The sequence below is a fragment of the Pseudomonas sp. HN2-3 genome, assembly GCF_020691745.1.
In the GTDB taxonomy this organism is placed as follows: Bacteria; Pseudomonadota; Gammaproteobacteria; order Pseudomonadales; family Pseudomonadaceae; genus Aquipseudomonas; species Aquipseudomonas capeferrum.
This window is the reverse complement of the sequence record NZ_CP085704.1, coordinates 506938-517500: the sequence shown is the minus strand read 5'-3', so window position 1 is coordinate 517500 and position 10563 is coordinate 506938. Positions and strand designations below refer to the sequence as shown.

General features: G+C 62.6%; 12 protein-coding genes (1 of these 12 only partly in view). 8 read left to right on the top strand and 4 right to left on the bottom strand.

Annotation, left to right across the window (positions count from 1 at the left end):
• Nucleotides 1–1191: the 5' portion of a tyrosine--tRNA ligase gene (gene tyrS / locus LJX93_RS02240; RefSeq protein WP_033703018.1), read on the bottom strand. Its footprint begins 9 nt before the window's first position; only the first 1191 of its 1200 coding nucleotides appear in the window; its start codon is at nucleotides 1189–1191; its stop codon lies beyond the left edge, outside the window.
• A gap of 217 nt (nucleotides 1192–1408) precedes the next feature.
• Here tyrS and LJX93_RS02235 point away from each other — a divergent pair, with 217 nt between their 5' ends.
• Together LJX93_RS02235 and LJX93_RS02230 are read left to right on the top strand one after the other, a co-directional pair.
• Nucleotides 1409–2827 (top strand): peptidoglycan DD-metalloendopeptidase family protein, encoded by a 1419-nt coding sequence (locus LJX93_RS02235; protein WP_033703019.1) that lies wholly within the window; start codon nucleotides 1409–1411, stop codon nucleotides 2825–2827.
• A 3-nt stretch (nucleotides 2828–2830) separates the two neighbouring features.
• On the top strand, nucleotides 2831–3922 hold the full coding sequence (locus tag LJX93_RS02230; protein ID WP_033703020.1) for an anhydro-N-acetylmuramic acid kinase: 1092 nt from the start codon (nucleotides 2831–2833) through the stop codon (nucleotides 3920–3922).
• Nucleotides 3923–3980: 58 nt separating this feature from the next.
• Here the strand turns inward: LJX93_RS02230 and erpA are convergent, their stop codons facing one another.
• Nucleotides 3981–4331 carry an iron-sulfur cluster insertion protein ErpA gene (gene erpA, locus LJX93_RS02225; RefSeq protein ID WP_033703332.1) on the bottom strand — a complete coding sequence of 117 codons (351 nt, stop codon included), beginning with the start codon at nucleotides 4329–4331 and terminating at the stop codon, nucleotides 3981–3983.
• A 145-nt stretch (nucleotides 4332–4476) separates the two neighbouring features.
• The gene (gene argC, locus LJX93_RS02220; RefSeq protein WP_033703021.1) at nucleotides 4477–5511 is read right to left on the bottom strand and encodes an N-acetyl-gamma-glutamyl-phosphate reductase; all 1035 of its coding nucleotides are present in this window, start codon (nucleotides 5509–5511) and stop codon (nucleotides 4477–4479) included.
• Nucleotides 5512–5653: 142 nt separating this feature from the next.
• On the opposite strand from argC, the gene hemJ reads away from it, so the two are divergent.
• From hemJ to LJX93_RS02190, 6 genes are all read left to right on the top strand, one after another.
• Entirely contained in the window at nucleotides 5654–6079 is a 426-nt protein-coding gene (gene hemJ / locus LJX93_RS02215; protein ID WP_227696716.1) for a protoporphyrinogen oxidase HemJ, read from the top strand.
• Nucleotides 6080–6105: 26 nt separating this feature from the next.
• Entirely contained in the window at nucleotides 6106–7062 is a 957-nt protein-coding gene (locus LJX93_RS02210; RefSeq protein WP_033703022.1) for an NAD(P)H-dependent flavin oxidoreductase, read from the top strand.
• 67 nt (nucleotides 7063–7129) lie between these two features.
• The gene (locus LJX93_RS02205; protein WP_227696715.1) at nucleotides 7130–7912 is read left to right on the top strand and encodes an SDR family NAD(P)-dependent oxidoreductase; all 783 of its coding nucleotides are present in this window, start codon (nucleotides 7130–7132) and stop codon (nucleotides 7910–7912) included.
• Nucleotides 7913–7976: 64 nt separating this feature from the next.
• Nucleotides 7977–8315 (top strand): histidine triad nucleotide-binding protein, encoded by a 339-nt coding sequence (locus LJX93_RS02200; RefSeq protein ID WP_033703025.1) that lies wholly within the window; start codon nucleotides 7977–7979, stop codon nucleotides 8313–8315.
• Between the two features lie 65 nt (nucleotides 8316–8380).
• Nucleotides 8381–9028, top strand: coding sequence for a 2-polyprenyl-3-methyl-6-methoxy-1,4-benzoquinone monooxygenase (gene coq7 / locus LJX93_RS02195; protein ID WP_027594411.1), 648 nt, complete (start codon nucleotides 8381–8383; stop codon nucleotides 9026–9028).
• A gap of 10 nt (nucleotides 9029–9038) precedes the next feature.
• Entirely contained in the window at nucleotides 9039–10079 is a 1041-nt protein-coding gene (locus LJX93_RS02190) for a hypothetical protein (RefSeq protein WP_047583855.1), read from the top strand.
• Between the two features lie 39 nt (nucleotides 10080–10118).
• Here LJX93_RS02190 and LJX93_RS02185 read toward each other — a convergent pair whose 3' ends face one another.
• Entirely contained in the window at nucleotides 10119–10541 is a 423-nt protein-coding gene (locus LJX93_RS02185; protein ID WP_027594409.1) for an OsmC family protein, read from the bottom strand.
• Nucleotides 10542–10563: the final 22 nt, after the last annotated feature.

The following is a 10563-nucleotide window of genomic DNA, read 5'->3' as shown; positions in this document are numbered from 1 at the left end:
CTTGAGGGTAACCCGGCCAAACGCCTTTTTGCCCGCCTGACATACATGGGTAGCACCCAGCGCAAACACGAAGTCGCGATCAACCACCGCACCATCAACCTTGACCGCGCCGCCATTAAGCAGATCGCGCGCCATTGCCGAGTTCTTCACCAGGCCGGCACGGTTCAGCACCGCAGCAATCGGCAAGTCTTCAGCCGCAGCAACCTCGATCTCAGGCAAGTCTTCCGGCAACTCGCCCTCCTTCATACGGTTGCCCGCCGCACGGTGAGCATTGGCGGCAGCCTCTTCGCCATGGAAACGCGCAACAATCTCTTCCGCCAGCTTGATCTTGATGTCGCGCGGGTTCGCGCCATTGGCAACATCAGCACGGAACTGGTCGATCTCCTCCATCGAGCGGAAGCTCAGCAACTCGAAGTAACGCCACATCAGCGTGTCAGGGATAGACACCAGCTTGCTGTACATCACCCCAGGCGCTTCCTGGATACCCACATAGTTACCCAGCGACTTGGACATCTTCTTCACGCCGTCGAGCCCTTCGAGCAGCGGCATGGTCACGATGTTCTGCGCTTCCTGGCCGTAGGCGCGCTGCAGCTCGCGCCCCATGAGCAGGTTGAATTTCTGGTCGGTACCGCCCAGCTCCACGTCAGCTTTCAGCGCAACGGAGTCATAACCCTGCACCAGCGGGTAGAGGAACTCGTGGATCGCGATCGGCTGATTGGTGGTGTAACGCTTGTCGAAATCATCGCGCTCGAGCATGCGCGCCACAGTGTACTGCGACGCCAGGCGGATGAAGTCGGCCGGGGTCAGCGTGTCCATCCAGGTGGAGTTGAACGCAACCTCAGTCTTGGCCGGGTCGAGAATCTTGAACACCTGCTGCTTATAGGTCTCGGCGTTGTCCAGCACCTGCTCGCGAGTCAGCGGCGGACGCGTAGCGCTCTTGCCGCTCGGGTCACCGATCATCCCGGTGAAGTCACCGATCAGGAAGATGACCTGGTGGCCCAGCTCCTGGAACTGGCGCAGCTTGTTGATGAGCACGGTGTGCCCCAGGTGCAGGTCAGGCGCGGTCGGATCGAAACCTGCCTTGATACGCAGAGGCTGGCCGCGCTTGAGCTTCTCCACCAGTTCCGACTCGACCAATACTTCTTCCGCACCGCGCTTGATAAGCGCCAGCTGCTCTTCAACCGACTTCATAGACAGACCCGCAAGGCTCAGATTCAAGGGGAGCCAACCATACAAGATCGGCCATCAAATACAAGTTTCGCAATAGAATGTGACCCGCAGGCAGCCTTGCGGCGTCTACGCGCCCTTGCGTGAAAATGGATTTGGTTATATTTTATACAGTTATTTCATCTTCATCATGTCATTCATCTTTTCCATATTCACTTTTCTTCAAAAAGTCACCTTACCTATGACCAACGAACCGCCTAAAGCGCCCCCGCTTTATCCGAAAAGCCATCTGTTGGCCGCCAGCGGCATCGCCGCCCTGCTCAGCCTGGCCCTGCTGGTATTTCCTTCCAGCGAAGTCGAAGCCAAGAAAACCACCCTCAACCTCGAACTGGAAAGCCCGGTCGAACAATTGAAGGAGGAGTCCAAGGCCGCCCCGCTCGTACACGCTGAGGCAGAGCAAGGCTCGCCGTTCGCCCAGATCGAAGAAGCCGACACGGCTACCCAGAAGGCGGACCAACAAACGCCTGCGCCAGAACCGGTCGCCGAAGCCAAGCAACCTGGCCACCGCGAAGTCACCGTAGCGCGGGGTGACACGTTGTCCACCCTGTTCGAAAAAGTCGGCCTGCCAGCCAGCGCAGTCCATGAAGTACTGGCCAGCAACAAGCAGGCGAAGCAGTTCAGCCAGCTCAAGCACGGCCAGGTGTTGCAGTTCGAACTCGACAAAGACGGCCAACTGACCAACCTGCACAGCAAAGTCAGCAACCTCGAAACCATTCGCCTGACCAAAAGCGCCAAGGGCTACAGCTTCAACCGCGAAATCAGCAAGCCTGTGGTCCGCACGGCCTACGCCCACGGCGTGATCAAGAGCTCCCTGTCGGCCTCCGCACAGCGTGCCGGACTGTCGCACAGCCTGACCATGGACATGGCACGGGTGCTGGGCTACGACATCGACTTCGCCCAGGACATCCGCCAGGGTGACGAATTCGACGTGGTGTACGAGCAGAAAGTCATGGATGGCAAGGTGATCGGCACCGGTAACATCCTGTCCGCTCGCTTTACCAACCGCGGCAAGACTTACACCGCCGTGCGCTACACCAACAAACAGGGCAATACCAGCTACTACACTGCCGACGGCAACAGCCTGCGCAAAGCGTTCATCCGCACTCCGGTGGATTTCGCCCGCATCAGCTCGCGCTTTTCCGCTGGCCGTAAACACCCGATTCTGAACAAGATCCGCGCCCACAAAGGCGTTGACTATGCCGCCCCGCGCGGCACACCGATCAAGGCTGCCGGTGACGGCCGCATCGAGCTGGCTGGGCGCCGGGGTGGCTACGGTAATACCGTGATCATCCAGCACGGCAACCGCTACAAAACCCTGTACGGTCACATGCAAGGCTTCGCCAAAGGCATCAAGACCGGCGGCTCGGTCAAGCAGGGCCAGATCATCGGCTACATCGGCACCACCGGCCTTTCCACCGGGCCGCACTTGCATTACGAGTTCCAGGTCAACGGCGTGCACGTCGACCCGCTAAGCCAGAAAGTGCCGATGGCCGACCCGATCGCCAAGGCTGAACGCTCACGCTTCATGCAGCAGAGCCAGCCACTGATCGCCCGCATGGATCAGGAAAAGGCCACCATGCTCGCTGCGAACAAGCGCTGAGTCATGGCGCTTTATCTGGGGGTGATGTCCGGTACCAGCCTCGATGGCCTGGACATCGCCCTGATCGAACAACGCGAGCAGCCAGCACTGCTCGCTACTCATTACATCCCCATGCCCGCCGACCTGCGCCAGGGCCTGCTGAGCCTTTGCGCCAGCGGCCCTGACGAGATTGCCCGCGCCGCCCTGGCCGAGAACCGCTGGGCCAGCCTGGCAGCCGAAGGCATTGGCCACTTGCTCGCAAGCCAGGGGCTTGCGCCAAGCGCCATCCGCGCCATCGGCAGCCATGGCCAGACCATCCGCCACGAGCCTGCTCGTGGCTTCACCGTGCAGATCGGCAACCCGGCACTGCTTGCCGAGCTTACCCAGATCAGCGTGATCGGCGACTTCCGACGCCGCGATGTGGCCGCTGGCGGGCAAGGGGCACCCTTGGTACCGGCATTTCACGAAACACTGTTCAGCCATCTGGGCCAACGGCTCGCCGTGCTCAATGTGGGGGGGTTCAGCAACCTCAGCCTGATTGCCAACGACACGCCGGTGCATGGTTTCGACTGCGGGCCAGGCAATGTGTTGCTGGACGCCTGGATCGAGTTCAAGCGCGGCCAGCACTACGACGCTGACGGTGCCTGGGCAGCCAGTGGCGAGGTGATCGAAGCGCTGCTTGCAGCCCTGTTGAGCGACCCGTTCTTTGCCGGCGCCGGCCCCAAGAGTACGGGGCGCGAGGTGTTCAACCTGGCGTGGCTGCAAGGGCACCTGAGCAAACTGCCGCCCTACCGTGACCAGGATGTGCAGGCGACCCTGCTGGAGCTGACCGCTCGCAGCATCATCGACTCACTGCGTAACGCTCAGCCGGGCACCGAGGCGCTGCTGGTATGCGGTGGCGGGGCCCGCAACGGGGCATTGATGCGCCGGCTCGCCCAGCTGTTGCCGGGCGCCCAGGTGGCCAGCACTGCGGCCCATGGCGTCGACCCGGACTGGGTAGAGGCCATGGCCTTCGCCTGGCTGGCCCATTGCTGCCTGGAAGGTATCCCAGCCAACCGCCCGAGTGTGACCGCTGCCCGCGGCTTGCGCGTGCTCGGCGCCATCTACCCGGCGTAAGGCCCCAGCACAATGCAAAACGCCGCGCAAATGCGCGGCGTTTTCGTACAGCCCGTGATCAGATCGAGAACGAAGAACCACAACCGCAGGTGGTGGCGGCGTTCGGGTTCTTGATGACGAAGCGCGAGCCTTCCAGACCTTCCTGGTAGTCCACCTCGGCACCCGCCAGATACTGGAAGCTCATCGGGTCGACCACCAGCGACACGCCTTCACGCTCGACGATGGTGTCATCCTCGGCCACATCTTCATCGAAGGTGAAACCGTACTGGAAGCCCGAGCAGCCACCGCCGGTCACGAATACCCGCAACTTCAGACGCTCATTGCCTTCCTCGTTGACCAGGGTCTTCACCTTGTGGGCTGCCCCTTGGGTGAATTCCAGACCGGTAGGGGTGAAGGTTTCGACGCTCATGCTGATTCTCCCGGCGCAGTTGCCGCCATAAAACTCGATGACGCGCATTATCCGCTTCTCCGAGAAAATTGGTCAAGAATTGTGCGGCTTTAGTCGCGCCCATAAAAAGGCCCGCACTCGGCGGGCCTTGTGCCAGCTTGTGCCCTTATGGGAGCAGGCCCGCGTGGGACAGGCCCATGCGCTCATCCAGGCCGAACAGGATGTTGAGGTTCTGCACCGCCTGGCCCGAGGCACCTTTGACCAAGTTGTCGATGACCGAAAGCACCACCACCAAGTCCCCCCCTTGCGGGCGATGAACGGCAATACGGCAGACGTTGGCACCGCGCACACTGCGGGTTTCCGGGTGGCTACCGGCCGGCATCACATCCACGAACGGCTCATCGGCGTAACGCTTCTCGAACAGCGCCTGCAGATCGACCGAAGTATCAACCACGGTGGCGTACAGGGTGGCGTGGATGCCGCGGATCATGGGCGTCAGGTGTGGCACGAAGGTCAGGCCGATGTCCTTGCCCGCCGCCAGGCGCAAGCCCTGGCTGATTTCCGGCAGGTGGCGATGACCTTTGACCGCGTAAGCCTTCATGCTTTCGCCAGCCTCGCAGAACAGCGAACCCACCGCCGCACCCCGCCCGGCGCCGCTGACGCCCGACTTGCAGTCGGCAATCAGGCGCGATGGGTCGGCCAGGCCGGCCTCCAGCAATGGCAGGAAGCCCAGCTGGGTTGCCGTCGGGTAGCACCCCGGCACTGCAATCAGGCGAGCCTGGCGGATTTTCTCGCGATTCACTTCAGGCAGGCCGTAGACGGCGTCCTTGAGCAGCTCCGGCGCGCCGTGAGGCTGGCCGTACCACTTGCCCCATTCGGTGGCATCCTGCAGGCGGAAATCGGCCGACAGGTCGATCACCTTGGTTCCGGCCGCCAGCAGTTCGCCGGCCAGGGCGTGGGCAACGCCGTGGGGCGTTGCAAAAAACACCACATCACACGCCGCCAAGGCTTTGCTGTCCGGCACACTGAACGCCAGGCCGTCATAGTGGCCGCGCAGGTTCGGGTACATGTCAGCTACCGCCACGCCCGCTTCGGAGCGCGAAGTGATGACCGCCACTTCGGCCTGAGGATGCTGTGCCAGCAGACGCAACAGCTCGACGCCGGTGTAACCCGTGCCGCCGACGATACCGACCTTGATCATAACGCTTGCCCCTTATCAACGAGCCCACTGGAAAGCGCACGATAATAGGGGTGCAAGCCGCCTGTAACAACTCTTCGGGTGACCCTTCGGGCGCTTGACCACTACTATCTGACGACCGTGAAAACCTGAAGGAACTCCCTCAATGCTTTACCTATGGATCAAAGCGCTACATATCGTCAGCGTGGTCTGCTGGTTCGCCGGCCTGTTCTACCTGCCCAGGCTGTTCGTCTACCACGCTCAGAGCCAGGACAACATCAGCCAGGACCGCTTCGTGACCATGGAACGCAAGCTGTACCGCGGCATCATGAACCCGGCCATGATCGCCACCTATGTGTTCGGTGGCTGGATGCTCTACCTGACTCCGGGCTGGCTGAGCCAAGGCTGGTTGCATGCCAAGCTCACCCTGGTGATTCTGCTGACCGGCTACCATCACATGTGCGGCGCCCAACGCAAACGCTTCGCCAGCGGCGCCAATACCCGCAGCCACGTCTACTATCGCTGGTTCAACGAAGTCCCGGTGCTGTTCCTGCTGGGTATCGTAATTCTCGTGGTGGTCAAACCGTTCTGACGGTAACCCCCTACAGGAGCCTTGCCATGTCATTGCCCGCCTCGCTCGAACAACGCCTGCGCCTGCCCGTGGTCGCCGCACCGATGTTCCTGATCTCCAACCCCAGGCTGGTCCTGGCCTGCTGCGCCGCCGGCGTGGTCGGCAGCTTCCCGGCCCTGAACCAGCGCGACAGCGCAGGGTTCAAGGCCTGGCTCGAGGAGATCGAGGCCGGGCTTGCCCAACTGCAAGCACCGGCACCCTATGCCGTGAACCTGATCGTGCACCCGACCAACCCTCGCCTGCAGGCGGACCTTGCCCTGTGCGTGGCGCACAAGGTGCCGATCGTCATCACCAGCCTGGGCGCGGTGAAGGAGGTAGTCGATGCCGTGCACAGCTACGGCGGGCTGGTGTTCCACGACGTTACCACACGCCGCCATGCCGAGAAGGCCGCCGAGGCGGGTGTCGATGGTCTGATCGCAGTGGCGGCGGGCGCTGGCGGCCATGCCGGCACCTGGAGCCCATTCGCCCTGGTGGCCGAGATCCGGCAGTTTTTCGACAAGACCCTGCTGCTGGCGGGCTGCATCAACCACGGCCATGAGGTCCTGGCGGCGCAACTACTGGGTGCCGACCTTGCCTACATGGGCACCCGCTTCATCGCCACCACCGAAAGCCAGGCCCAGGCTGCCTACAAGCAGATGCTGCTCGATGCCCATGCCGTCGACATCATCCACACCCCGGCAGTGTCCGGCATCCCGGCCAGCTTCCTGCGGCCGAGCCTGGAACAGGCGGGCTATGACATGAACGCACTCACGCATGGCCATGAACCGGGCAAGCTCAAACCGATCGACGACGAAGCCAAGGCCTGGAAAACCGTATGGTCGGCAGGCCAGGGGGTGGGCGATATCCATGACCTGCCCAACGCCAGCGCACTGATCGAACGCCTGCAAAGTGAGTACCGGGAAGCCCTGGATCGCTGCCAGGGTATTCGCGCCCAGGCCTTGTAGCAAAAGGCAACACCTTGCCCGGCCAAGCTGTACACTAGGCGCCCTCTTCAGCCCCAGGAGCCTTTGCATGACCCGTTACGCCATGATCACTGGTGCTTCCAGCGGCCTGGGCCTGGCCCTGGCGGAAGCGCTGGCACGGCGCGGGCGCAACCTGATCCTGGTGGCACGCCAGCGCGAGACGCTGGAGCCGGTGGCCATCGAGCTGACCCAACGCTTCGGTGTCGAGGTACTGTTCCGAGCCTGCGACTTGAGCCAGCCCCTTCGCCTGTCGGGCTTCGTGCTCGAACTGGAGGAAGGCGAGCGGCGTATCGACCTGCTGGTCAATTGCGCAGGCCTGCGCACCTATGGGCCGTTTCTGGCCCATGAGTGGGCCGACGAGCAGAACCTGCTGGAGGTCAATATCCTGGCCATGAGCCGCTTCTGCCATGCCATCGGCAACCTGATGGCAGTCCAGGGCGGCGGGCAGATCCTCAATGTGGCGGGCCTGGCCGGTGTCGCGCCGGGCCCCTGGATGGCGGCCTACGCGGCCAGCAAAGCCTATGTGCTGAGTTTCTCCCAGGCACTGCGCGAAGAGCTCAAGCGCACTGGCATCAAGGTCTCGGTGCTATGCCCAGGCCCCGTGCGCTCATCGCGCCGGCGCATTCCTCGGCTCGAAGGCGGCACCCGCTGCCTCAGCCCAGAAGAAGTGGCGCTTTACACGGTGCGCGCCCTGGACAAGAACCGCACACTCATCACACCCGGCCGGCGCAATCGCTGGCTGGCATTCGCGCCGCGCCTGCTGCCCCGCTGGCTGGTGCGCAAGCTCGCTGGGGTGATCCATCGCCGCTACTGCCCGGTCGGAATGGAATAGCCACTGGGCGAGCGGCGCCCGGCTGAGTACACTCGGCCCGGACCCTCACCATGGAGCAAGTGCTGTGGACGATTTATTTACCAGGATCATCAACCGGGAAATCCCGGCGAAGATCATTTACGAGGACGACCAGGTTCTGGCGTTCCACGATATCGCCCCCCAGGCGCCCGTGCATTTTCTGGTCATCCCGAAAAAGCACATCCGCACCCTCAATGACCTGACCGAAGAGGACAAAGGCCTGGCCGGTCACATCCTGTTCACCGCCCAGCGTCTGGCCAAGGAACTTGGCTGCGAAGAGGGCTTCCGCGTGGTCATGAACTGCAACGAACTGGGTGGGCAGACCGTCTACCACATTCACATGCACGTGCTTGGCCAGCGCCAGATGCACTGGCCGCCGGGCTGATCCAGGGCAAGCGACCCTTGCGCTATTGCGGTAAACTGTCGGGCACACTCTTGCGGAGGTGCCCGATGGCTACCGAACGTCACTACTCGCCGCTCGACCGCTTGTTGCTGCAGGCCGATACCGCCATGCGCACCTTGCTGCCCTTCAGCGGCCAACCGTCCCGCCCATCCCCGGCCATCGTCCAGCCGGATGCCGACCTGGATGACGCCCAGAGCCGCCACATTGCCGGCCTCATGCGCATCAACCATACCGGCGAAGTCTGCGCCCAGGCGCTGTACCAAGGCCAGGCACTGACCGCCAAACTGCCCCAGGTACGCAAAGCCATGGAGCACGCCGCCGAGGAAGAAATCGACCACCTGGCCTGGTGCGAACAGCGCATACGCCAGTTGAATAGCCACCCAAGCGTGCTCAACCCGCTGTTCTACGGCATGTCGTTCGGCATTGGCGCGCTCGCCGGCCTGGTCAGCGACAAGGTCAGCCTGGGTTTCGTCGCCGCCACCGAGCATCAGGTGTGCAAACACCTGGACGAACACCTGGAGCAGATTCCGCACGAGGACGAAAAGTCTCGCGCCATTCTCGAACAAATGCGCATAGATGAAGAGCAGCACGCCGAGTCTGCCCTCGAGGCGGGCGGCTATCGTTTTCCAGCCCCGGTGCGTTTCGGCATGAGCCTGCTGGCCAAGGTCATGACCAAGAGCACCTACCGTATCTGAAGGTAAACCCATGACGGAACGATTCAGCGCCAAGGACCTGGCGCGCGCCGTGCACGCCGGCATCCTCCAGCCGGGCCAGGATCAAGCCCTGCTGCAGTTTCTACACCAGCAACCGGCAACGCGCGGCAGCTTCCAGCTGGCGCACGTCGCGTTCTACTTCGGCGCCTTGCTCATCATGGGCGCCATGGGCTGGCTGCTCACCGAAGCCTGGATGCAGATCGGCGACTGGGCACTGCTGGCCATCGCCACGCTGTACATCCTCTTGTTGACGCTCTTCGCCCTCAACCTGCAACGGCGCGCACAACCGGTAGCCGCCGGCGTGCTGGCGGCGGTCGCGGTGAGCATCGTGCCGCTGGCGGTGTTTGCCATCGAGCGTCTGGTCGGCTGGTGGCCACTGGATGACAGGCAATCGGCCTATCACCAGTACTACACCTATGTGCAGGGCGGCTGGTTGTTGATGGAAGCCGCCACAGTGGTCGCCGGGCTGCTGATGCTGCGGCTGATCCCTTTCCCGTTCATCGTGATGCCGATCGCCATGGCGTTGTGGTTCATGTCGATGGACCTCAGCGAGTGGTTCTTCGGTTCGCCGTTCAGCTGGGAGCAACGGCGCGAAGTATCGCTCTGGTTCGGCCTGGGGATGCTGCTGGTATTCCTGGTGGTGGACGGCCGCACCCGTGAGGACTATGCCCACTGGGGCTATCTGGCCGGGCTCGCGGCGTTCTGGGGTGGGCTGACCTTGGTGGACAACGGTAGCGAGCTGGGCAAGGCCCTCTACTGCCTGATCAATATCGGGCTGATGGCCATCGCCGTGCTGTTGCGCAGGCCGGTGTTCATGGTGTTTGGGGCGTTGGGGGTGGCGGCTTATCTGGGGTATCTGTCTTACGAGGTGTTTGCCGAGTCGCTGCTGTTCCCGGTGGTGGTGACGTTGATCGGGCTGGGAGTTATCTGGCTGGGGTTGGCTTATCAAAAGCGGCGGGAGCGGTTGAGCCAGGCATTCAGAAACGTAGTACCGCAGTGGTTGCAAGTTGCCCTTCCGGCACTGCGCAACTGAAGACAGCCGGGGCTGCAACGCAGCCCAGACATTTCGGACTCAACCCAACTCTACGATCTCGTAGCCGTGGGTGATCTCGACGCCCGCGCGCTCCAGCATGATCGACGCAGAGCAGTATTTCTCGGCCGACAGCTCAACTGCCCGCTTGACCTGGGCCTCTTTCAAGCCACGGCCCTTCACCACGAAGTTCATGTGGATCTTGGTGAACACTTTCGGGTCTTCGCTGGCGCGCTCGGCCTCCAGGAACGCCTCGCAGCTCTCCACCGCCTGGCGCGACTTCTTCAAGATGCTGACCACATCGAAGCTGCTGCAGCCACCCAAGCCCAGCAACAGCATTTCCATCGGGCGCACGCCCAGGTTTCGGCCACCAGCCTCAGGCGGGCCGTCCATCACGACGACATGCCCGCTCCCCGACTCGCCGAGGAACATCGCGTCACCGGCCCACTGGATACGTGCCTTCATCTACCTGGACTCCTAATTTTCG